This is a genomic window from Acinetobacter sp. 797_lipA (assembly GCF_058243025.1).
In genome coordinates, this window is record NZ_JBZAYQ010000001.1 from 366,505 (window position 1) to 390,124 (window position 23,620).

The window sequence follows — 23,620 nt, forward strand, 5'->3', positions numbered from 1 at the left end:
ATTCAGCTAAGTTCACATCAAAAAAAGCGCGCATTCCTTTGAATGGGCGCTTTTTATTACTGCTCTAAAAAATTCTTTTAAAGCCAGTTTTTTAACTTAGGCTTGAGCTTGCTCAGGTTCTAATTTTTTAATTTTGGCATCAAACACAAAAGGTCCAAAAGGTAAGATCGAAGCAATCAAACCTAGAATAAACATCTTCAAAGACCATTTTTGCTTTTCACAGACCACAAACAGCACAATTAAAAACAAGATAAATAATACGCCATGCCCCATACCCACGTATTTGACTAGGATCGGGTTATCAAAGATGTATTTCATTGGCATCGCAATGAATAACAACAGTAAAAAAGAAATCCCTTCTAAAAATCCTACAACACGTAATGTCTGAATGTTCATGGTCAAAAAATCTATGAGAATGAAGCTCGAATGTACGCAAGAACCAGATAAAAATGAACCACAATACGTCCTTACATCATGAACCATTTAAAGATCGTCGTTGTGTAGTCCATTTTATTTAATATCTCGGGCCAGTAGTTCAGTTTTTAACTTCAGCAATTCAGGCAAGGTTTCCAGTAGTAGACTGATTTGTTTGAGGACCAAGTGTAAATTCGGACTCATTGTTTCTTGCGCATTTAGGCGTTTAATCTCTGCCAGTTTCTGCTGGATATCGAGTTCAGCTAATGCCTGCTGATGGAGTAGTACATGATTCAGCGTATTTTGACACCACAGCATGAGTTCCAGCACTTGCGTATCCTGCACCAATTCTCGGTGGCTTCCTAAAGCAGAAATATAACTGAGTTGACTGTGGCTATATACCAAGTAGCGAAAAGCATGATGTACCAGTTCTGGGTTTGGATTAGGCTCGGTACTGAGACTAGAAATCATGTTTGCCAGTTCGGTTTGGGCATTATGCGCAGTACGTCGTGCCCTGCGATAAGCCAGACTATTATTTTTGCCGTGTTGATATTGCTCACAGATGGCATTGAAATAGTTGAGGGTTGCATCGGATGCTTTTTTAATGGTGTTGGAAATATTGCGGAAGTCCCAATCGGGCCAAATAAAACTCACTGCGAACCAAGCAATGGCACAACCAATGAGGGTGTCTATAATTCGCGGTAAAATAATGGCATAGCCTGCACCTTTTAAATTAAAAATCAGCAGCACCATGAGTGTTGCCATTAGGGTCGCCATGGCATATTTTTTGGAACTGAGATAGAAAAAGCACACGCCAAAAATAATGGTTAGTAGCAGTTGTCCTTCAATACTCGGCACAAAATATAGCAGCGGAATCCCTAAAATAACGCCCAAAATAGTGCCCAAGGTTCGCATTTTTAAGCGGCTTTTGGTGGCGAAATAACGCATTTGGCAAACAAATAAACTGGTGAGCAAAATCCAATAGCCATGTTGCGCAAAGGGCAGAAGCGAGATGCCATAACCGACAGCAAAGACAAAGGCGATACGCACCGCATGGCGAAACAGTGCGGATTGGGGAGTGAGATGTTGGTTGAGTTTGAGCCACAGATCATGCCAATCATGAATATCATCATCATATAAGTTGAGGTTATCAATATGCTGTTGATAACGCTGTTCTTGGCGCGATTGTAGTTCGTTGAGGTGCTGAAAACGTTCATGCACACTGTCCAAATTATTTAAAATCAGTTGTAGATTTTTGACTTCAATATTGTGTGGATGATCTCGAATCCAGTCCTGCATGGAACTGTGTAAATTCAGCAACGCCTGAGTGGTCGTTGGATCGGATACATAGGTTTGATTGGCTAAGATACATCGTGCCAAAGCCTGACAGGCAAGGGCTTGCAGCCGAATATTTTTTTGAATACGAAAAATGAGGTCAGTACGGCTAAAGTTTTGATGTAACTGCTCATAGTGTAAATAATTAGAGCTGGCTTGTTCATGAATGTCTTGAACGAGAAAATAGAGGTTGAGCCAATAAATCGTATTTTGGTTGGCACGAGACGCTTTTAGTCGCGTCAGTAGTGAACTTTTGGTGTGATTAAAACTTTGCACCACAGTACTGTTTTGTAAGGATAAATCGTAGAGCAGCGCTTCTACATTGTCTCGATTGTCTGGGTCGAATAGACGTGCTTTTGCGTTGAGCAAATCGGCAACTTGATTAAAACAGCGGGCTAAGTTGTCCTGAACGGCCAAGGTGGGTTTAAGGATATAAAACACAATGGCGGTAAAGCCATACCACAATGCCCCTAAGACAAAACAACTGGGTTGAAAGTACCACACCGAATATTCACCTAGGCCAAACATACTGTATAGGGAAAGTAGAATGGTGCCAAAGCTCATTGCTGCATAGCGTTGCCCCAGTGCCCCCAGTAAAATAAAACAAGCACTAGACAGTGATAAATATAAGATGAAAAAGAATTTATAAGGATGTAAAAAATCTAAAATGCTACTAACACTAAAGAACAAGATACAGACATAGGCAAGGTTTCTGAGACGAATGCTGAGTCGGTCGTCGAAGTCAGTCAAGGCCGTTGCAATTGCGCCTAATGTGGTCGGAACGATGAGCTGTTGCAGTCCTAAAAAATACAAACCTAAGGTTGTGCCACTCAGCACAATCAAAATTTGCAAGCAATACATAAAAACTGCATTGGACTGAAAGGACTGAAACCACTGACGAAGATTGTTCACGATGTAATAGTCTAGGCTTAGTTTTATTTTGGTTTTAGCCTGAACTTTTTTCAGGGCACTGTCAATTTAATGCTGTGGTCCATTGCATCAAATATTCACCTATGACAATAAAAATGCAGCAGAGCATGGCTCCGCTGCATTGTGTGTATAAGTTGAAACTTATCCACAGATACGAGGTCAGAACACTGTTTTATTCACAGTGCAAAGGCGATAGCCTTATTTAATCACGCCACAGGCGATACGGTCACCGCCACCGCCAAGTGGTTTAGGGGTGTCTGAATAGTTATCACCACCTGCATGTACCATCACCGCTAAGCCCTCAACGTCAGCTAAACTTAAGCGAGGAGCGAGTAAATTGACTTTTGCATTACCTGCCGAGTCGACATTCAAGATCGGTAAATCACCCATATGGCCATTCAGTGGTGTGCCGTGGTTTGGTGCTTTTTCTGGGTTAAAGTGTCCCCCAGCCGCTAAAGCAGCCACAGGTTTTCCTTCTTTTTCAGCCACATCACACGAACCTTTTTCATGGATATGAAAACCGTGTGGGCCGGGTGGAAGTTGAGTCAAATTGGTTTGAATCGCTAAACCAACAGGGCTATCAATAAAACGAATGGTGCCAATTTTTTGTCCCACACCTGCAGTTGAAACAGCGTGTACATCGACGTCTTTGACCATTGTGTTGGTTTCAGTAGGTGTAGTGGTACATGCCACAGTCCCTAAACCGATTAAAGTCACAAGTGCGCTTAGTTTGAAAGCAGAAGACAACATGTTGGATCCTTTTTTCCTTAAAATTCAGAACCATTCAAACAAAGCCAGGGCTTCTGTTCAATGTTGTCCGTACAGCGTTTTTGTATCTGACATAAAAAACGCATGGTTTCATTGAAAGCATGCGTTGAAGTCATTTCACTGAACTTATTTTTTGGGCGTATCTAAAGGCTCTTCGGGTGGATCATAAGCCAATGTCGCTTTCGGCATCATTAGTGGTTCATGGACTTGTTCATGTAGCCATTCGCGCCAAATGGCTAATAGTACTGCTAGAATCACGGGGCCGACAAATAAGCCGACCATACCAAAGCTGGCTAAACCACCCAATACACCAAACATGATGAGTAAGAATGGAATTTGCGTTGCACCTGAGATCACCAATGGGCGAATCACATTGTCTGCTGTGCTGACCACACAGACACCCCACACCATCACACCAATCGCTTCAATAGTCTGCCCTTGAGAGAATAACCATAAAGACACGGCGCTATATGCCACAGGAGGGCCAAAAGGAATGAGTGCAAAGATAAAAGTCACAATGGTCAGTACCATTGGGTTTGGGACACCAGCAACAAAATAGCTCAGGCCTGCCAAGAGTGCTTGCGCAATTGCAGTCAGGCCAACTCCATAGACCACAGCACGCGTGGTTTCGGAAATGGTGTCTAAATAGTGGTGGATACGTGGGCCAATCACCATCTCCAGTGCTTTACTGACCTGATTTAAAATGGTTTGTCCGTCACGATAGAAGAAGAATAACGACATCACCGCAAAACAGAGTTTAAAAATATTCTTACTAATTTCACTCAGTACCAAACGACCATAATTTAAATGGCTTTGAAACCAGCCCGAGACATTCTGCACAATACTGTTCGGATCGGTATTGATTTCTTTTAAAGTACGAGTGACTTCTTTACCAATAATCGGCAAATCCCGAATAAATTGCGGAACATCTAAATGACCTGAGAACACTTGTCTTTGCAATTCATAAAACAGATTACGGCCTTCATGCTGCAGCATAAAAATGGCAAAGGTCAGCGGGATACCGACAACTAACACCACCATACTGATCATGATGGTGGCACTTAAGGTTGGACGTGGTCCACAGAGTTTCTGCACTGAGTGATATAAAGGCCATGTGATGTAGGCAATAATCGCAGCCCAAAGCACAGGTACAATAAAGTATTTCAGGACTTGAAAGCTCAAATAGAACAGAATAAAAATCAGTCCAAATAACAATACTTTTTGTAAGGCTGGTGCGTATCGTTGCACGGTATTCACTGCTATATCTCTAAGGTCAAAGTCATATTAACTGAAAAAAATGCGCACGAGAACGTACCCTTAGTAAGTTCTCGTGAATAACCGACTATAAATAGGGAATAGCCCCGTTTTATCTATAGCAAAATATTTTAGAACCAAGCACTTGGGTCATCGACAATGGCGTTGAGCAACGGTTGCCATTGGCTTTGAATGGAGAGATAATTCTTTTGTGTTTTATCAAATACGCTTAAACCTTGCATTGCCAATTGGCCATATGCGGTACGTTCTGAAATCCATGCTACAGGTTGTTGTTCAATTTTCGCAAAAAAATCTTGGATGTCTTTGGCACTGGCGCTGTTGGCTTTGACCCGATTGGCCAAAAGCAAAATTTGCACTTTGCCTTTACGAATGCGTTTAATATCTTGTAAATGCTTTAAAAAACGACGGGTACTGTCAATATCAAAAAACGAGGGTTGCAGTGGCGTCACAATCGCATGCGCTTCACTGACCAGCTGTTCGGCATGCTCACCAGACAGCGCACCCGGCGCATCGATAATTAAATATTCAATGTTTTTAGGTACTTCACCAATCGATTTCTCATGGCGCCAATCTAAACTTTGAATATGCGCCACTTGCTCTGGACGCTGTTTTAACCATTGACGAGCAGATTTTTGATTATCGGCATCGGCCAAAGCCACTTTATAACCTTTTTGTGCGAGTGCCGAAGCTAAATTGATTGCGGTTATCGTTTTGCCACAGCCACCTTTTTGGTTGGCGATTAATATCGTTTTCATGACCTTAAATGATTTTATTCTGCTCACCCCTAGCATATCATTCTTTTGTGTGTCGCATATGGCACCAAACCAAAGTTGTAAGTTTAAATCTTGCTACCTGTAGCACAAAATTAGGAAAGAACCATGTCCATATGGATGGCAATGTTGATCGGTGCAGCAATTGGTGTGGTCTTGACCACTCTTATTTTAAGTCACAGCCGAAATGGACGCATCAAAGCAGAATATGAGCGCTATATTGCCGAATTAGAACTAGAGCATCAGCAGGCTTTGGCTCAAGCACAAAAGCGCAGTGTCAATACCAGTCGTGCAGTGCTCAAAGGTAAAATGGCAGAGCAACTGGCACCGATTATGCCCCAGTTTGAATACTTACCCAGCGATGCCAAGTTTTTGGGTGATCCTGTCGACTATGTGGTCTTTGATGGCTATACCGACCTGCGTGATGGTGAGGGGAGGGCGGAAGATATTGAAATTGTTCTCATTGATATTAAAAGCGGTGGGGCGAGGTTAACCAAAGGACAGGTTGCCATTGCGCAAGCGATTCAAGCAGGGCGGGTTCGTTTTGAAACGGTCCGCATCGACTTCGATACGATTGAATAAGCTTGATAATGTCTACCCATGAAAGCATCTTGCTTGATATAGAGCAGATGTCTTCTACATGACTATCATGATCCATCGCTTGAGTGTGGCTTTTGAGCACGTGCAAAAAACATCAGTTGTCCGAGTTTCGGAATACCTTCGGCATAAAAGTAGTGTTGTTCTATCAAATTAAAACCTGCTGCTTTTAAGGCCTGTTCAATGTTTCGATTGAGATGGCAACCATCGGCTAAACGCTTTTGCACAGGCGTGAGTAAGTGTTGTAGGCGCTGAATATAAAGGTTATTTGTATTTAATACGTGCTCCACCACATGTAAGGTGCCACCCGGTTTGAGCACGCGTAATATTTCTGCCAAAGCCTGTTCTAGCTCAGCAATACTACACAGTGTCCATGTACTGACTACATGCTCAAGGCTCTGGTCAGCAAAAGGCAGCTTTTCCGCAAGGGCTTGTACATGATGCACTTCAAATGCTGCTGCTTGTACCCGCTCTAAAGCCAAATGATAAATTTCAGGACTGGGTTCAAGGGCAAAGACAGTATCGACATTTTGATAAAAGAGTAGATTTAGCCCTGTACCAAAACCAATTTCCAATACCTCTCCCTGAATCGGCAAAAGCAGTTCGCGGCGCTTGTCCATTAAGCTTGGTACTTGCATGACCTGATTCAGGACATGTGGAAAGATGTGTTGTTGATAGTATTTATAAAGCATGATTGTTTTTGGGGCTCTGTTCTTCAGCTCTAGCCTAACTGAAAAGTGCTGTGGCTAAAAGTAGACTGCATAATTCGTTCACAATGTTACTAAGTTCATAAGCTTCTTTTCAGGAAACTGGACTAAGATGAAATTGGTTCGAATTTTCCTAGGTCGATGGGAATGAGGTTTGCAATGAAATCTAAATTTATCCTGCTCAGTTTACTCAGCAGTTTGCTATTGCCCATCAGTGCCAGTGCCACTGTGGATTACAACATTGCCAAAGGTTTAGCGCCGACCTCTAAAGATCAATCGATTTCGGTGTTGAAACCGTTTAAAGGTGATTTTCGAATTTTAGGTTCTAAAATGTATTCGGATGATGCACAAGCCAAATTCTCTCCGATTGACTACGCCGTAAGTTGGGGCTTATTTGCTGAACCTGAAATTGCACGCCATATTACCGTGAATCAATACGACCGTTATCTCAACTGGAAAATCGATCGTTTGCCTGTGCCTGCCGAGCAAGCCATGCAAATGGTGTCAAATATGCACATCATTCCAGCCAACCCTGAAATTGCTAAACAAATTAAACACGTGAAACGTGGTGATTTGGTTCGTTTAAAAGGTGAGTTGGTTGAAATTAAAGACAAAGATATGGTCTGGACCTCATCCTTAACCCCGACCGATACGGGCGATGGAGCATGTGAAGTATTTCGGGTCAGCTCAATCCAATGGATCGAACGGGTAAAGGGGTAATGTGGAAGTAGCGCTGAGTTACTTCATCGTGCTGTTTTAATGTTTTCTAGGCGATTAATAGCCATATGAAGTCTTGCTCCACGTGAAACCTACTTGTCAAATCTGCGGATGCTTATAGGTGTATCAATGTTAATAGTGTTTATAAATATCTGATAATAAAATTAATCTTGTATTTGTTTAAAACCACGTTCAAGTAACTTGAACGTGGTTTTTTATCTTTATTTTGCAGTTAATGCCGTACCGTCAAATTCAATACCATCCCATCCATTCAACATGAACTGACGAATATTTTGATGATCTGTTGCATCAGGTGTGGCTAAAACAGAAGCATAGTGTTCTGCAAATAGGCTTAAAGTTTGCGCTTGATCGAGACCTTGAAGTTGTGCAAACGAAAACACTTTTGCACTGCCTTGGTTTTCAGTTGCCGCATTGTGCTGCAAACCATTTTTAAATGCAGTTGGTGTATGTGTATAGGCTGCTTCAATAAAAGCCAATACATCTGAAAATTTTGCTTCGCCCGCTGCAAGCTGAGCCAATAGTACCTGTGCCATGCGTCTATTTCCGACTAAATTTATGTCCACATCATACCCAAAAATTGCATGTTTGGGAGTTTTTGCCCGAGAGAAAACCGACTGTTTTGCATGAAGAACGGGTGCTAGTGATTTTGGGAATCTATGTTGTATTGGTCATAGAGTACACTAGGGTGAAGTAAAGATATTCGGCGATGCTAGGTTTAATATCCCATGTAAAGCATGTGTGAGTTTGAATGCTGATGCTCACTTTGAGAGTGAGACAGCAAGATATGTAGGGATCAACAACCGATGTTGAAAAACCTTGAAGTACGAGGATTGATTCAGGTTTAATAGCATTATAGTTGATGAACTGTGGATAACTTCGGACTTATCCATACTGCATTTTGTAAAGAATAGGATAGGTCAATGAATTGGATCTTGGTGGCAATGGGGGGCGGAATAGGGGCCTGTTTACGCTACGGTGCAGGATTATGGTTGTTTAAACCCAGTATGAGTTTTCCATGGCCGACATGGTGGATCAACATCATCGGTTGTTTTGCTGCGGGTATTTTCTTTGCTTTTAGCCAGAAGTTTCCAGTACTGCAACAAGAAGCACGTTTATTTTTGATGGTGGGCATATTGGGCGGTTTTACGACATTTTCGAGTTTTGGCCTCGAAACTTTTCAGCTTTTTAGACAGGGACAAACTGTCCTAGCGTTGAGTTATGCACTGTCGAGTGTAGTGGTGGGCGTCATCGTGCTTGGGATCGGATTTTATCTGTTAGATAGCGTGCTTAAACATTAAGAAAAAAAAGATGGTCAAAATCAGAACCAGAAAAGAATGCATAAAAAAGAAGCCTAAGCTGGAGGAGGTCTTAGGCTTCTTGATATCTTTACTATAACGCGTATAGCTTAAAGAAAAATGAAATTATTGTGAGCGTTTGAAACGCGCGAAACGTTTATTGAAGCTTGCAACACGACCTTCATTACTGGTTTGGCGTTGTTCACCTGTATAAAACGGATGTGATGCACTTGAGATATCTAAACTGACGTAAGGATAGGTCTTGCCTTCATACTCACGAGTTTGATGACTTTGTAAGGTACTACCGATCACGAAAAACGCGTCGGCATTGGTGTCGTGGAACAGGACTTCACGATACTCTGGATGAATATTGGCACGCATAGACTTCTCCTTAAATGTATTATTCTGAAATGTTATAATATAACATTTAAGAAGTCAAAATAAACCCCGTGACTTTATGTAACTGGGTTTATTGAGTTGTAGTGATTTTATCGTGCCCGCAGTTCTTATTTAGGCAGGAGGTGGCACCAACTCTTCAAATAGATCATTGAGGTTGTCGTGTACTTTGAGATGAATCAGGTTCCAATAATGTCCTGAGACTGTACGATTGACCATCAGCGTATCGGGTGAGGGTTTAAATACATCCCAGTATTTTAGCGATGGTTTGACCAATTCAATACCATCATGATGCGCTGAGTTCTCAGCAAAGTCATACAAAGTAGTCAGTGGACGCATGAGCACTTCTAACCATGCTTCATACAGTTCGGCAGGGAACTTGCCTTGCTCAGACATGGAGTGCAAAGCAGTCAGTTGCTGTTCCATGACCAAGATATCACTGTCGCGCGCTGCTTGAATCAGCTGCTTAAAATGCATCACGATTTCAGTCGATAGGGTTTTTACACCGCCGTAGTCATATACGATCACGCTACCATCTTCTCGGAAAGCAAAGTTGCCCGGATGTGGGTCGCAGTGGAAGCGCTTTAAGAAGAAAATCTCACGGCCAATGGCACGAAATAAACGACGCCCCAGTTCATTGCGTGTGTCTTGTGACCATGTACTGGCAGTTTCAATGCTTTCGCCGTGCTCTAAGCTTAAGGTTAAAATATGGCGGCTTGAATAGTCTTTATAGACTTGAGGAATAATAATTTTAGGGTCTAAAGCTTGATGAAAGGTACGTGCGACCTCTAAGTTTTGCGCTTCTATTTGATAGTTTAGCTCGTTGTCTAAACTGTCCTGAATTTCTTTAAAGAGTTGATCTTGCAGCTTACGGTCAATTTTAAGGACACCCATCAAGCGTAGTGCTAAACGGACCTGTTTTAAGTCACTTTCACAGGCTTCTTCTACGCCCGGATATTGAACTTTAACTACAACTTGCTCACCACTCGGTAAAGTAGCTTTATGCACTTGGCCAATGGAGGCTGCGGCAAAGGGTTGTTCATCAAAGGTGGTAAAAATTTGATTGAGCGGCTTGCCGAGTTCTTTTTCAACTTGAGCTTTGATCTCTTGAAAAGGCATCGCAGGTGCTTGACGTTGTAATTTACTAATTGCACGTGCCACTTCAGGCGGGAAAATGTCTTTGTATTGAGATGCAATTTGCCCGACTTTCATCACGGCACCTTTCATTTCACCTAAGGTATCTGCAATTTGAAGTCCAATGTCCTGAAAAAGCTGACTGCGCGCCGCATTTTTTTTATCTTCATCGGCATTGAAGTTTTTAATTGAATTGGTCACAGTTTTGGTTGCGATACTTGCTGTCATGCTGGCAAGTTTCATAAAGCGACGACCGGGCGTACGAGTCGTATTTGCCATGCGATATTCCTCGGGGCATCTTCATTACATCTCAGATTTGATCATAGGCGACAAATGCAAAACTGCCTACTTTAAATTGTTAAGCTGATGTTTCTATTTAAATAATAGTGGTCAGTTGAGTGAATTGCACACAAGATGTCGCTGCATTTAAAAATCGCGTTACACTGTGCGAAAAATTTTGAGTAAGAAATAAATGAAAGTTTATCGTTATTTTACAGGCAAGGACGATGTACATTTTTGTGCGCGCGTCACCCAAGCATTGAATGAAGGCTATAGTTTGTATGGTTCACCCACCATGACCTTTAATGGCAGTGAGGTGATCGTGGGGCAGGTGGTGGTTAAAGATGTTGAGGATGAAAGTGAAGTGCCACAAGGTCTGAAAGACGCTTTGGCACAGCAGTAAAATAGCTGGAATAGGAGAAGAGACTGACTTCTTCCTATTCAGTGCCATGCATGACTTATGGATAGTCCTGACTGAGGCGTTTATTGTTGTTATAAAGTCGGAGCAAGAGCAGGGCACACGCCACGCTTAAACCGACAATCAGTCCAATCCAAACACCTGCTGCACCTATGTTGGTGTAGCGCGCCAAATAAATGCTGACAGGAAAGGCCACGATCCAATAGGCAACCATGGTAATCCACATTGGGCCTTTGGTATCTTGCATGCCGCGTAAACAGCCTGCGGCACTAATTTGCCAAGCGTCCATCAGCTGGTAGGCGAGTGCGAACAGCAGTAAATACATCGCAACTTCTGATACTTCATGATCAGAGGTATAAATCGCCACAATTTCAGGACGAAACAGTGCAATCAGCAGCATGGTCATCAGCGCCAAAACTGTGCCTGTAGCCAGTCCGAGTTTTTGCACCTTTCGCATAGCCTCCCAGTTTTTTTCGCCATAGTAAGTCCCGACACGAATAGTCAGGGCGATGGCAAGAGACATCGGAATCATAAATAACTGAGAGGTGACCGACATTGCAATTTGATGCGCCGCCACAATGGTTTCACCCAATGGACTGAGAATAATCGCAGCGGTACTAAAAATACTGACTTCAAAGAAAATAGCTAAGCCAATAGGTAAACCAAGTTTTAAAATACGCTCGATCCAGTAGCGATCCATCTTCTCCCAAGTGCTAAACACTTGCGTTTTTTGATATGCCGAGGCTTTAAAAATATAAGTGGCCAAGGTGAAAAACATGATCCATTGTAAAATAGCAGTAGCAAATCCACAGCCTGCTGAACCGAGTGCTGGAATCGGGCCGAAACCATACATAAAGACAAAGTTCAGTGGAACCAAAAGAACCAAGGCCGCTAAGCTAATGAAGGTCACAGGACGTGGATGGCCGAGTGCTTCTGAGTATCCGCGCAGTGCTGCGTACATAGTCACTGCAGGCATGCCAAAGCCAATGGCATGTAAAAATAGGCTGGCTTTAGGTAGTAAGTTTGCAGGTACACCCATGAGTGGCAGTAATAGCGGCATGCTTTGTAAAATTAAACCCGCAATGCTTCCCAAAATAAAGGCCACCCACAGGGATTGACGAGCAATAGTGGCGATTTTTTCAGGGGTGCGTGCGCCATTGGCTTCTGCCACCAACGGCGTTGTCGCAATCATGATGCCACTGAATAGCAACATCACTGGTATCCATAAACCGACACCGACGGCAATTGAGGCTAAATCGGTAGGGGATAAATGCCCCGCCATGATGGTATCAATTAACCCGAGACCCGCTTGAGAAAACTGCGTGATCAGGATGGGCAGCATTAACACCAATAACTTTTTTAATTCGAAACGATGGGACGTGATTTTATTTGTAGTCGACACAAAAATTACTCATATTCATCATGTGCTTGGTCTAAATAAATTCAGCGTTGTAAAGTGAGAAGCACACCAATAAAAATTACGACGCCACCAAGTAAACGCTGCCAATTGACAGGGGTTTTTTCGGTACCAAGTAGACCATAGTGGTCAAAAATCATCGAGGTCAGGATTTGTCCAAAAATAACCAAACCTGAAAACGTGAGAAAGCCTAATTTAGGCGCAGTATAGATGCTTATACTGATGGCATAAACCCCTAAGCAACCACCGAGCCATAAGTACCATGGAATATTGGAAAAATCATGTAACTGCGGTTTGTCGACGGGTTGGAGTACAACCAAAAGTACTAAAACGCAGGTACCAATGAAGAAGGATAACAATGCGGCTTGTAGTGGAGAGTAAAAATATTCTCTGAGCTGTGTATTCAGCGCCGTTTGAAAAGTCATAGCAATGCCAATACCAAAGGCCAGTGGTAGCATAAACAGCAAGTGGCTCGATATTTTCATCATTTTAAACCATTCATTCTTCTTGTCTTTTTATCAGTCTAATCCAAATAGACACAGATTTCATAAGTGTCTTGATGCAGTCATGTTAAAATATGCAAGATTACCGCTGTGCTTTAGAGTCTCTTCCTTGACTGATTTACATCCTGCAAATATTCCGTTGTCTTTATATATTCACATGCCGTGGTGTGTGCGTAAGTGTCCCTATTGCGACTTTAACTCGCATGCGGTACCAGATGGCAAACTGTCTTTAGATCTAGAGCAAGAATATTTACATGCTTTGGTGGAGGACTTTAAAACTCAGCTTGAGTTTGCTCAAGGGCGTCATATTCATAGTGTGTTTATTGGCGGCGGAACGCCGTCTTTGATTTCAGCACAAGGGTATCAATGGTTATTTGCCCAGTTAAAAGCACTGCTGCCTTTTGAGGCGGATTGTGAAATTACCTTAGAAGCCAATCCGGGTACAGTCGAACATGACCCTTTTGCCGATTATTTGGCAGCAGGTATCAATCGGTTATCGATCGGGGTGCAAAGTTTTAATACTGAGCATTTAACCAAGTTGGGACGAATTCACAGTAACGCCGATGCAATTTCTGCGATTGGTCTTGCGCGTGATGCAGGCTTTCAGCGAATTAATGTCGACCTCATGCATGGTTTACCTGAGCAAACTTTAGAACAAGCTTTACTGGATTTGAAGCTGGCCGTGGAAAATGGTGCAACCCATATTTCATGGTATCAACTCACGATTGAACCGAATACCGTGTTCTTTAGAATCAAGCCTGTCTTACCTGTGGACGATGTGCTTGAAGAGATTCAAGCCCAAGGTGAAGCTTATTTAAAAGCGCAGGGTTTTATCAATTATGAAGTTTCGGCATGGCGTAAAGAGCAGCCTTCCGCACATAATTTGAATTATTGGCAGTTTGGCGACTATTTGGCGATTGGGGCAGGTGCGCATGCCAAAGTTACCCAGCCAGATGGAGTCTATCGTTTCCAGAAAACTCGTTTACCCAAAGACTATTTGGCTAAAGTCCCTGCGGAGCATGTGCAGTTTAAGCGGATTGAAGCCGACGAACTTCCATTTGAGTTTATGATGAATGCTTTGCGTTTAAATGATGGGGTTGCAGCTGAATATTATGCGCAGCGTACAGGTTTGAATCTGGATAGTTTGGCTGAAACGTTAGACTCACTACGCAGTCGAAAATTAATGGTGGATGATGCCATGCGCTTAGCATGTACCGAGCAAGGGCATGTATTTTTAAACTCAGTGTTGGAAGAATTTATCTAAATTTTATAAAGCCATGCTTGTGTGAGTTGCCATCATGGCTTTGAATTTGGCTCAAAAGCGATACATGCGCTGTGGAATTTCTATAAAAATTCTAATTTTTGATATTTTTTATAAGATATAGATTTATATAATAAAAATTGTTTTATTGTTGTTGATTGTAAGACCTATAAATCAGCACGGCACAGTCTTCATTTCGTAGTCGGCTAAGATATGTGAGAAAAAATAGAAGACATGAAATTGGGGAGCGAATATCACGGCCTTCAGTAAGAATCTTCATTTAATTAAAAAAACTGAGAATTTGGGTATTCAAGCATGGCAAGAGTTTATACAAAGATCGGCGATATTTTTTCTGTAGACTTAGAGCATGGCACGAAGAAATATTTTCAACTTATTGCTTATGATCAAACACAACTGAATAGTGATGTGATTAGGGTATTTAAAACTGAGTATCCATGTGGACCTCACCCTGACATATTGGATATTGTTCATGGTGAGGTCGAGTTTTATGCCCACTGTGTGACGAGATGGGGAGTAAAAATGGATCTGTGGACTAAAGTTGGCAAGAGTACGGAGCTTGGAGATATTTCTAAAATTCTATTTAGAGATTCAAGAGAATATGGTGCGAAAGTAGGAGAGGAAACAATAAAAATATCTCAAAACTGGTATGTATGGCACATCAATGATGATCAATTTACTTATGTTGGAGAGTTAGAGGGGGAAAACCGTAAAGCCGAAATAGGGGTGGTTGTGAACCCTTTTGATATAGTGAAACGTATAAAAACAGGGTATTACGATTTTGTATACCCACAATTTGAATAGATATTTTCTTTTAAGTTCACTTAAGTTTTAGCTCAAATATTAAACAATATAAAGCTTACGATTCAATCCCTCTTTTTACATAAAGTCTCATTCAAAGCCCAATCTGTGATTAGTGTTTCATGTATCTATATTGTTTTGATTTAAAAAATGACTGGATGATTTAATCATCATAGATCAGATCATCTTCATGCACATTGATAAAGTCAGGTTGCGGATTTGTATCAAATTGAACCGCAGAAATGGACGCTTTGCCTAAAATCTTTGCTTTTCCCACTCTGTGCATACCATCCATTAATCGGCCTTGAGCACATAAAATGATGGGATAAGCTAAATCTGCCTCTTGAATGAGTTGCATATGCGCAATAATGTCTTGAGTGGTGGGGTGAGCATCTGGATACCAATAAGCTTCGTCTAATTCCTTGATGTCTGATAGCGGAACTTGTCTGACTTGAAAAGATTGAGTGATTTCGACCAAGCGATCGACATCCCAAATATAGGTATCATTTTCAACTTTTCTAAAATGATATTGCTTTCTCATCAGGATTAAACTCAGCTAAAAATACAAAAGAATTAAAACATAAAGTCTAAAAGAATACCTGCACGTGAAATTAAGAGAGTTAATAATCATCAGGCTTTAAATGGTCAGCCATTTTTGATTCAGCCGATAATGAATAGGGTTGATTCATTTGTACGAATTAGCTTACATCAATTCCCGCTTTTTTCGCCTATACGTCTGCCTGTAAGTTTTCTAATATAGAACCATAGAGAGCAGGATGCTCCAATAGAATAACAATAAAAATCAGCTCAAGGACGAAGGTACGACAGGAGTCATACCTCAGCACTTAATACGAAAAACCCCGACAGGACGTCGGGGTTTTTTATTGTCTAAATTTTTATCTTGTCATACAGGCAAGCTCATATTTACATCTTAAAACAGAGCCACGTTGAAACTTTGTTATGCTGAATAAATGAGCTGTGGTACAGAACTCTAGGTTTCGTAAAACTGAAAATAACCAAGCAATAATAAAGGAGAATCAGCATGGCACAGACCAGCCAAGACCGTAATCCAAGCCCTGATTTAGCTGAAGATAATGCCTTTTTCCCATCGCCTTATTCACTTTCCCAATACACCGCCAGTAAAACCGACTTCGATGGAACCGACTATCCAACACCCTATATTGGGCATAAAAAAGTTTTGATGGTCGCAAGCGATGAGCGTTATCTACTGATGAAAAATGGCAAGTTCTTCTCCACAGGCAACCACCCAGTAGAAACTTTACTGCCTATGTATCATTTAGATCGCGCAGGCTTTGACATTGATATTGCGACGTTATCGGGCAATCCCGTTAAACTTGAAATGTGGGCGATGCCCCATGAAGATGCTGTCGTACCTGCAACATTCCAAAAATACTCAGCCCGGTTTAAGAAACCCTTAAAACTGGTAGATGTACTGAAAAATAGTTTGGATGAAGACTCACCTTATTTGGCTGTTCTTATTCCCGGTGGGCATGGTGCTTTAATTGGTTTACCTGACAGTGAAGACTTAAAAACTTTACTGAAGTGGGCGGTGGCAAAAGATAAATTTGTCATTTCGTTGTGTCATGGACCAGCAGGTTTATTGGCAGCTGCGGTTAATGAAGCGCCTGAAAACTATATTTTTAAAGGCTATAAAATGTGTGTGTTCCCCGATGCACTCGATCAAGGGGCAAACTTAGACATAGGTTATATGCCAGGAGAATTACCGTGGTTGTTGGTAGATCGCTTAGAAAAGTTGGGTGTTGAAGTGGTCAATAAAGAGATGTCGGGACAGTGTATTCAAGACCGTAAGTTAATTACAGGAGATAGTCCTTTGGCATCGAATACCTTGGGTAAAATGGCAGCACAAGCGCTTTTGGCCGAGGTTCAGTAGTTATATTTTCTTCAATCAAGAGCGCCGTGGCGTTCTTTTTTATGTCCAATTTGCTTATTAAAAGTTCGATTTTTTAAGCTTGGAAACTGATCTTGAATGTGGATCAAAGATTAAAATTAAGCACTCATTTGTTCCAACCAAACTGTTTAAAAATCGCATGGCCTTGTGGAGAACTTAAAAACGTAACAAAACTTTTTGCTTCAGGATTTTTTAGACTGTGCTGAGTCAGTGCAACACCTGCATCGCGGTAAATCACCAGTTCAGGTTCGATCGGAATAATTTGCCCAATGTCTGGATTACTGACTCCCCAAATATTAAACACCAACCATGCATCATAGCTGCTGTCCGCTTCCCATGCTTTTTTCGCTGCGCCAGTATTGGGTGCATACATGGCGATATTTTTACGGAAGGATTTTGTGAGCTGAATGTTACCTGTTCTACCTGCAATATCTTCCCACATGCCCACTTGGCCTGCGCCATGTGTGACCAAAACTTTAGTGTTTGGTGTGCTTAGGTCTTTAAATCCTTGAATATGTTTGGGATTGCCTTTTCTGACTAAAATGGCAGCAGGGCGTAAGTAGAGTGGCTCAATTGTGTCCTTTACGATTTTGTCAGCAAACAGGTTTTCAAAATCAGACATCATGGCTTCCGAACCGCTATAGATGACGTCGGCATCGAGTTTGGCTTTGTCGGCCCATTGTGACGTAGGTCCTGCGATTACATGGACATCAATTCCTGTCTTATTTTTAAATTGTTTCGCTGCTTCATGCACTGCTGGCGCTGGCCCAGCTGGACCATAAACATTGATTGCCGCCATAACATCCATTGATAAAAAGCCTAGCATAAGCGGAAATATATAGTGGCTGAACTTATAATTTTTTGACATTGTTATTCCCTTTATTGATATTTGTTTTTCTGATGTATTTGAATCTTTATATTATTTTTTCTATTAAATGATTTTTTAATATGTGAAAGAGAACAGCAGCAACTACAAAGTTGCAGGTTTATAGAAATATAAGGTCGAACAAGAAATAAAAAGAGCGCCTAGGCGCTCTTTTTATCGGTCTAATACTGTTAATTAGTAATCAAAGCTAAAGTGTTCAGGAGCCAATGACGTCATAGTTTTTGAAGGATTGACCATTGCTTCAGCATGGCCTTGGGTACGTGGCAATAAACGTTCGAAATAGAAGTCTGCAACTTTAATTTTCGCTTTATAGAATTCAGGTGTTTCTTGACCTTCACCTGATGCCAATTTTTCTGAAGCCACAGCCGCTTGTTGCGCCCAGAAATACGCCATCATCACATAGCCAGAGAACATCAAGAAATCGACAGAAGCTGAAGATACCACGTCACGGTCTTTACGAGCTGCAAGCATAATGCGAACAGTTAAGGCATTCCACTGTGCGCATACTTTGGTTAAATCCCATGCAAAACGACGCATGTATTTGTTGCGAGCATGTTGGCCACAGAATTTTAAAATTTCAGTGGTGTAGTCACGAATCACTTTACCTTTAGAGGTCAGAAGTACTTTACGACCAATTAAGTCCAGTGCTTGAACACCTGTTGTGCCTTCATACAGTGTCGCAATACGTGCATCACGTGCAATTTGCTCCATGCCCCATTCTTTAATGTAGCCATGACCGCCATAGACTTGCATACCATGGTTTGCAGCTTCCAAGCCCAATTCAGTTAAGAAGCCTTTTAAAATTGGAGTATAGAAACCTAAGTGATCATCATGTGCTTCAAATGCAGCAGTATCGCCACGCTCAAGTGCATCTGCCATTTTGTCGGCAATTTGTGCTGCATAATAAATCATTGAACGACCTCCTTCAGCAATCGCTTTTTGTGTTAGCAACATACGGCGAACGTCAGCGTGATGAATAATAGCATCCGCCACTTTTTCAGGGTCTTTCTTGCCAGAAAGTGCACGCATCGACATACGTTCTTTGGCATATGGCAGTGCACCTTGGAATGAAAGCTCAGCATGTGCAATACCTTGAATTGCTGTACCGATACGTGCGGTGTTCATAAAGGTAAACATGGCATGTAAGCCTTTGTTTGGTTCACCAATCAAGTAACCGACAGCATTATCAAAGTTCAATACAGCGGTTGCAGAAGCACGAATCCCCATTTTATGTTCAATTGAACCACAGGTCACAGGGTTACGTTCACCAAGGCTGCTGTCTGCATTGACCAAGAATTTAGGCACAATGAACAGTGAAATCCCTTTGGTGCCTGCAGGTGCATCTGGAAGACGAGCAAGTACGATGTGAATGATGTTTTCCGTTAAATCTTGTTCACCTGCAGAGATGAAGATTTTGGTGCCTGAGATGTTATAAGTGCCATCAGCATTCGGTTCGGCTTTGGTTTTGACTTGACCTAAGTCGGTACCACACTGAGGTTCAGTTAAACACATGGTACCAGACCATGTACCTGCCACTAAGTTCGGCATGTACAGATTTTTCTGTTCGTCTGTACCAAACTGTAAAATGGTGTTCATACAGCCGATGCTTAAACCTGGGTACATTTGGAAAGACCAGTTTGCTGTGCCCATCATTTCCGATTTAATTAGGTTTAATGATTGTGGAAGGTTCTGACCGCCAAACTCTTCAGGGAAAGACAAACCTTGCCAGCCACCTTGGACAAACTGGTCATAAGCTTCTTTGAAGCCTTTTGGTGTTTTCACTTCACCATTGTCGAAGGTACAACCTTCTTCATCGCCCGATTGGTTTAAAGGAGATAAAATATTTTCACAAAAATCTGCTGCGCCTTCTAAGATCATATCTACCGTATCAGCGTCGGCAGCTTCACCATTCGATAGAGTTTGATAATGTGCAGGATAGTCCAGCACTTCATTCATTAAGAAGCGAATATCATGTAAGGGAGCTTTATATGCAGGCATGTGTGTAATCCTAATTTAGAAATAGTATTGGATTATTTAAATCGATCATTTCATTATTCATACATCGTATCAAAATACATTGATAGATCCGACTTGAGAAAATGTCAGAAAGGCGAATTGGTAGATAAAATCATCAATCTAAAAAGACAGTTCTGTTACACTGACTCGGTGGTCTTTTGATCATGTACTTTTTTAATAAACTAGGACTTACGCATTGACGGATTCAAAAAAGTATTAAAATACTTTATAAAGTATCTGTGATCAGACGAATTAAACATGCTTCTACAGCAACTTGTACATTACCCATTTATATGGGCTTTCTCATGACAGAACCGAACTCTATTAGCTGCACACAACTTGCCGAGACTTATAACATCTCGCATGATAGTGTAAATCGCTTTCTAGAACGTGAAGACTACACACCTCACGACCTATATCAAGAAGCAATTCAACATATTGATAATAATAAACTTATAGTCAGTATTGATGATACTGTTTTAGATAAACCCTATAGTCAACATATGGACTTGGTTAGCTATTTTTGGTCAGGCAAACACCACCGATCCGTCAAGGGTATTAATCTCATTACCTTGTATGCGACAGATCAGAATGGTCAAAATATTCCAATTAATTTCCGAATTTATGACAAATCTGAAAGTAAAACCAAGAATGATTACTTTATGGATATGTTAAGTGAAGTACTCAGTTGGGGTGCAAAGATTCAATTTATTACAGGTGATAGTTGGTATTCATCGACTGGAAATCTAAAAACCATAAGAAAATATGGTATTCGATTTATGTTTGGTATCGACTGTAACCGTAAGGTTTCCCCAGAAAAAGGACAATGGTTTCAACTGCGTTTATTGCCAAATTTCCATCAGGGTCAAGTGGTCTGGCTCAAAGATTTTGGCTTTGTACAATTATTTAAGACTCAGTTAAAAGAACAGCAGAGGTTTTATATTGTGCATCAAGATGAAGATGATTTATTGTCCTTTGAGGGTTTTCATGAATTACATTCAAGTCATTGGAAAATAGAGCAATATCACCGGGTGATTAAACAGGTTTGTCATATTGAAAAGTTTCAAGTAAGACGATCTAAACTGATTTTGAATCATATTTTTTCAGCCTTGATGGCCTACGTCGAGATACAAAAGAACCAGTTTGAGCGGATCTTTGAAAATGTATATCGTTGGCAGAAGAAATTATTTAGACCAGTTATCAAAAACTTCATTGATGACTTTATTCTCGATAAAAATCATCTGCTACCACAGAGAATCTATAAATAATAGTGCGTAAGTCCTATAAACTATAATTAACTCAGGTTTTCAGCAAGTATTATGCGCTTAAAATATATAACACTTTGTTTATTGGGTTTGAGTATCAGTGGGTGTACTCAGCATGTCATTAAATCCAATGCTTCTTCAGATCAACAGCTCGGGCAACAAGCCACGCATGGTCTTAATGCCATGTTTGAAAATTCCAGCTATGATTTTAAAGGTCAGTTCTCTATTCAATCTGACTTTAATTTTAATGAGTCCAAGCCAAATTCTAAGTCGAATACTCAGTCAAATGGGACGAACTTAGATCCAGAGTTGAAAAAACAATTAGATCAACTATTAAAAAATCAAAAGATTTCCTTTACTGCCAAAGAAAAACAAGCGCTATATGATGCACTTGCGCGTGAACAAAATCCGTATGCATCGTTGTATGGCGGTGGTGAATCACGTTCTGCTAAGGTTCAAATCGCAGAATCTTTGGTAAATTTACTCAATGACTTACAGTTTAGTTATCAGGGCTCTGTGCATTTCCGTCAAAAATTGGCGGCATTGACTTTGCAGTTAAGCTATCAAAAACCAACCTTACAAGTGCAAGCACAGTTGCCGATGGTGGTTGATTTTAATGATTATAAATTTTATACCAACTACTTTGCCTTTATGCCGTTCATGGTGAATCGTGAAAGTCAGGATCGCTTTGCCTACATTGACTTTTCTAAGCATAAAGATGCATTCGGTCATATTGATTTTAAAAAGTTTGCTGAATACTTAAAGCAGATGAATGCACTGCCATATGCTTTGGCAGAGCCAAATCAGGTGCATAGTGTTGATTTAAGCAAGTCAGAAAAAGAAGCAGGGCTAAGCAAGAAAATTCGCTATATGGGTGACTTAGAAACAGCACAAGTACAATTGGGCTTGTTTGAATACGTCAATAAACTGCACTATACCCAGCAGATACAAGCTTTTGATGCTGAGCGTCTGATTGAGGATGCTGCAAAAACGCCAAGCGCAGCGGAAGATGCAATGCAGGCAGCGAAAGAAGTAGAGAGTGCTGCAAGTAGCGCAAGTGAAGATCCAGCCTATGATTCACTCGAACGAGTCAGTCATTTGGTAAACCAAAAAATGCAGAACCTGAGTGGTTATGGGCAGAGCGATGAACAAGACATTGTTGTAGATGCAGCAGCAGATGTGGCTTATGCGCAGGCCGCGACAGAAGATGCTGATGAGACAGCAACTGAAGTGTCTACTTCTGCAGCACCAAATACACTCTCTGAAGAAGCTTGCGATGCCCTCATCAACAGCAAGAGCATTCCTATTGGGAAGGTGACCGCATGCCGTGATTATCAAGATATTGATGTACTTGCACCTAAAGTAACCAATGAATCTGCAGATGAAGAGAGCTTTGGACAAACAGCGACCAATGTTTTGGAAGAGCTGAAACCACTCTTTAGCGCGTATCAAACAGAGCAACTGGTAGACGCACAAAGCTTTAAACAACTTTGGCAAAAACATCAGGCTGAAATTACACCCATCATGGCACAGCTGGGTAGTGAGCGTTCACCGTTTGTGATGGATGTTGGACTGGACCAAAAAGGCCGTGCGCAAAACATGGATTACAACATTGTGATTAGCGATGAGCAAATTGGTAAGCTACAAATTAAGAGCACCAATCAGGTGTTTAATTATGGCAGTGCGACCGCCATTGACCGTCAAGCGTTAAGAAATGCCAAATCGATTGAGGAAGTGTCTAAAGGTTCACTGCTGGAAAATGTAGTGAAAGGCATACTGGGCCCGTTAGGTACAGATTCATCAAGTGTAGAGAGCGCATCATCAGGCTCGACAGCTTTATCTCAAGATATTTCTGAATATTATCAGCAGGTTGCACAGAAAAGTTATGCACGTTACCCTTCTGAAGTCAAAGCGTACCAAACGGTATTTGCTTTGGTATTTGCCGCTCAGCGTCCAGAGTATATTCGTTACTATAGCTCAGCGACTATCAATGAAATTTCAGAAGTCTATGCTTATGAGTTCCTCGATATTGAGGAACCAAAGGGTGCAGCACTTAAACGTTTGCAGAAACTACGTCAAAAACATGCTTTACAACACGAACAAGACTTTGATGAGTTGGGTGAAAGTATCGCCAATATCGTTAATGATGCACTGGAAGATGTACAAGAAAATCAGCAATGGAAGGATTTGGCGAAGAAATACAAAACCAAGCAAGCGGTTTTTGCTCAGGTCTATCAAGATAAATTCACCGATACCTATGAGATTGACCAAGAGCAAACTGCATATTTGACTCAGTCTGCACAAGTCTTTGCTAAAGCATTTGCAGATGACTTAAAGGGTCAATTGACAGAAAAATCGTTGCAAGGTTTGAAACTTGAACATGACGACTTCTTTAGCGACTCGACCTATTACGAGACCTATAAAGCCGTACAGAAACACATGAACTAATCTGAAAAAAAGAACCTCT

General features: G+C 41.3%; 23 protein-coding genes. 9 read left to right on the forward strand and 14 right to left on the reverse strand.

Features of this window, described 5'->3' with window-relative positions; genetic code table 11:
- Positions 1 to 96 precede the first annotated feature (96 nt).
- The 5 genes from AC4CU2_RS01705 to AC4CU2_RS01725 form a co-directional block, all read right to left on the reverse strand.
- Positions 97 to 396: a DUF3817 domain-containing protein gene (locus AC4CU2_RS01705; protein ID WP_159151580.1), complete on the reverse strand. Its 300-nt coding sequence runs from the start codon at positions 394 to 396 to the stop codon at positions 97 to 99.
- Positions 397 to 510: 114 nt separating this feature from the next.
- Positions 511 to 2,661, reverse strand: a complete 2,151-nt coding sequence (gene yccS / locus AC4CU2_RS01710; protein ID WP_159151581.1) for a YccS family putative transporter — start codon at positions 2,659 to 2,661, stop codon at positions 511 to 513.
- A 216-nt stretch (positions 2,662 to 2,877) separates the two neighbouring features.
- A complete protein-coding gene (gene sodC, locus AC4CU2_RS01715) occupies positions 2,878 to 3,429 on the reverse strand; it encodes a superoxide dismutase family protein (RefSeq protein ID WP_005401320.1) in 552 nt (183 codons plus the stop codon).
- Positions 3,430 to 3,573: 144 nt separating this feature from the next.
- The gene (locus AC4CU2_RS01720) at positions 3,574 to 4,695 is read right to left on the reverse strand and encodes an AI-2E family transporter (protein ID WP_171503107.1); all 1,122 of its coding nucleotides are present in this window, start codon (positions 4,693 to 4,695) and stop codon (positions 3,574 to 3,576) included.
- A gap of 137 nt (positions 4,696 to 4,832) precedes the next feature.
- Entirely contained in the window at positions 4,833 to 5,477 is a 645-nt protein-coding gene (locus AC4CU2_RS01725; protein ID WP_004977991.1) for a ParA family protein, read from the reverse strand.
- A 123-nt stretch (positions 5,478 to 5,600) separates the two neighbouring features.
- On the opposite strand from AC4CU2_RS01725, the gene AC4CU2_RS01730 reads away from it, so the two are divergent.
- A complete protein-coding gene (locus tag AC4CU2_RS01730; protein ID WP_004691414.1) occupies positions 5,601 to 6,074 on the forward strand; it encodes a Holliday junction resolvase-like protein in 474 nt (157 codons plus the stop codon).
- A gap of 65 nt (positions 6,075 to 6,139) precedes the next feature.
- Here AC4CU2_RS01730 and AC4CU2_RS01735 read toward each other — a convergent pair whose 3' ends face one another.
- Positions 6,140 to 6,781, reverse strand: a complete 642-nt coding sequence (locus AC4CU2_RS01735) for a class I SAM-dependent methyltransferase (protein WP_224468180.1) — start codon at positions 6,779 to 6,781, stop codon at positions 6,140 to 6,142.
- 174 nt (positions 6,782 to 6,955) lie between these two features.
- On the opposite strand from AC4CU2_RS01735, the gene AC4CU2_RS01740 reads away from it, so the two are divergent.
- Entirely contained in the window at positions 6,956 to 7,516 is a 561-nt protein-coding gene (locus tag AC4CU2_RS01740) for a hypothetical protein (RefSeq protein ID WP_058870379.1), read from the forward strand.
- Positions 7,517 to 7,734: 218 nt separating this feature from the next.
- On the opposite strand, the gene AC4CU2_RS01745 is transcribed toward AC4CU2_RS01740, so the two are convergent.
- Positions 7,735 to 8,067: a HopJ type III effector protein gene (locus AC4CU2_RS01745; protein WP_104221770.1), complete on the reverse strand. Its 333-nt coding sequence runs from the start codon at positions 8,065 to 8,067 to the stop codon at positions 7,735 to 7,737.
- A gap of 387 nt (positions 8,068 to 8,454) precedes the next feature.
- Here AC4CU2_RS01745 and crcB point away from each other — a divergent pair, with 387 nt between their 5' ends.
- Entirely contained in the window at positions 8,455 to 8,832 is a 378-nt protein-coding gene (crcB, locus tag AC4CU2_RS01750; RefSeq protein ID WP_279744796.1) for a fluoride efflux transporter CrcB, read from the forward strand.
- 123 nt (positions 8,833 to 8,955) lie between these two features.
- On the opposite strand, the gene AC4CU2_RS01755 is transcribed toward crcB, so the two are convergent.
- Entirely contained in the window at positions 8,956 to 9,210 is a 255-nt protein-coding gene (locus AC4CU2_RS01755; protein ID WP_004691406.1) for a type B 50S ribosomal protein L31, read from the reverse strand.
- Positions 9,211 to 9,339: 129 nt separating this feature from the next.
- On the reverse strand, positions 9,340 to 10,638 hold the full coding sequence (locus AC4CU2_RS01760; RefSeq protein WP_490768189.1) for an ABC1 kinase family protein: 1,299 nt from the start codon (positions 10,636 to 10,638) through the stop codon (positions 9,340 to 9,342).
- A 193-nt stretch (positions 10,639 to 10,831) separates the two neighbouring features.
- Here AC4CU2_RS01760 and AC4CU2_RS01765 point away from each other — a divergent pair, with 193 nt between their 5' ends.
- Positions 10,832 to 11,041, forward strand: a complete 210-nt coding sequence (locus AC4CU2_RS01765; protein ID WP_005401312.1) for a DUF1737 domain-containing protein — start codon at positions 10,832 to 10,834, stop codon at positions 11,039 to 11,041.
- Between the two features lie 55 nt (positions 11,042 to 11,096).
- Here AC4CU2_RS01765 and AC4CU2_RS01770 read toward each other — a convergent pair whose 3' ends face one another.
- Together AC4CU2_RS01770 and AC4CU2_RS01775 are read right to left on the reverse strand one after the other, a co-directional pair.
- Positions 11,097 to 12,398 (reverse strand): MATE family efflux transporter, encoded by a 1,302-nt coding sequence (locus tag AC4CU2_RS01770; protein WP_431189378.1) that lies wholly within the window; start codon positions 12,396 to 12,398, stop codon positions 11,097 to 11,099.
- Between the two features lie 101 nt (positions 12,399 to 12,499).
- The gene (locus AC4CU2_RS01775) at positions 12,500 to 12,961 is read right to left on the reverse strand and encodes a DMT family transporter (protein WP_131230683.1); all 462 of its coding nucleotides are present in this window, start codon (positions 12,959 to 12,961) and stop codon (positions 12,500 to 12,502) included.
- Between the two features lie 124 nt (positions 12,962 to 13,085).
- On the opposite strand from AC4CU2_RS01775, the gene hemW reads away from it, so the two are divergent.
- Together hemW and AC4CU2_RS01785 are read left to right on the forward strand one after the other, a co-directional pair.
- Complete coding sequence (gene hemW / locus AC4CU2_RS01780; RefSeq protein WP_159151585.1) at positions 13,086 to 14,240, forward strand: radical SAM family heme chaperone HemW; 1,155 nt, start codon at positions 13,086 to 13,088, stop codon at positions 14,238 to 14,240.
- 312 nt (positions 14,241 to 14,552) lie between these two features.
- Positions 14,553 to 15,059, forward strand: a complete 507-nt coding sequence (locus AC4CU2_RS01785; protein ID WP_159151586.1) for a hypothetical protein — start codon at positions 14,553 to 14,555, stop codon at positions 15,057 to 15,059.
- 160 nt (positions 15,060 to 15,219) lie between these two features.
- On the opposite strand, the gene AC4CU2_RS01790 is transcribed toward AC4CU2_RS01785, so the two are convergent.
- Positions 15,220 to 15,597, reverse strand: a complete 378-nt coding sequence (locus tag AC4CU2_RS01790; protein ID WP_126035149.1) for a hypothetical protein — start codon at positions 15,595 to 15,597, stop codon at positions 15,220 to 15,222.
- A 501-nt stretch (positions 15,598 to 16,098) separates the two neighbouring features.
- Here AC4CU2_RS01790 and hchA point away from each other — a divergent pair.
- Positions 16,099 to 16,968, forward strand: coding sequence for a glyoxalase III HchA (gene hchA / locus AC4CU2_RS01795; RefSeq protein ID WP_159151587.1), 870 nt, complete (start codon positions 16,099 to 16,101; stop codon positions 16,966 to 16,968).
- A gap of 124 nt (positions 16,969 to 17,092) precedes the next feature.
- Here hchA and AC4CU2_RS01800 read toward each other — a convergent pair whose 3' ends face one another.
- Positions 17,093 to 17,854: a substrate-binding domain-containing protein gene (locus AC4CU2_RS01800; RefSeq protein ID WP_159151588.1), complete on the reverse strand. Its 762-nt coding sequence runs from the start codon at positions 17,852 to 17,854 to the stop codon at positions 17,093 to 17,095.
- 192 nt (positions 17,855 to 18,046) lie between these two features.
- Positions 18,047 to 19,870, reverse strand: a complete 1,824-nt coding sequence (locus tag AC4CU2_RS01805) for an acyl-CoA dehydrogenase C-terminal domain-containing protein (protein ID WP_159151589.1) — start codon at positions 19,868 to 19,870, stop codon at positions 18,047 to 18,049.
- A 257-nt stretch (positions 19,871 to 20,127) separates the two neighbouring features.
- Here AC4CU2_RS01805 and AC4CU2_RS01810 point away from each other — a divergent pair, with 257 nt between their 5' ends.
- Both AC4CU2_RS01810 and AC4CU2_RS01815 read left to right on the forward strand, forming a co-directional pair.
- A complete protein-coding gene (locus tag AC4CU2_RS01810) occupies positions 20,128 to 21,156 on the forward strand; it encodes an IS701 family transposase (protein ID WP_007116247.1) in 1,029 nt (342 codons plus the stop codon).
- A 51-nt stretch (positions 21,157 to 21,207) separates the two neighbouring features.
- On the forward strand, positions 21,208 to 23,601 hold the full coding sequence (locus AC4CU2_RS01815; RefSeq protein ID WP_159151590.1) for a hypothetical protein: 2,394 nt from the start codon (positions 21,208 to 21,210) through the stop codon (positions 23,599 to 23,601).
- Positions 23,602 to 23,620: the final 19 nt, after the last annotated feature.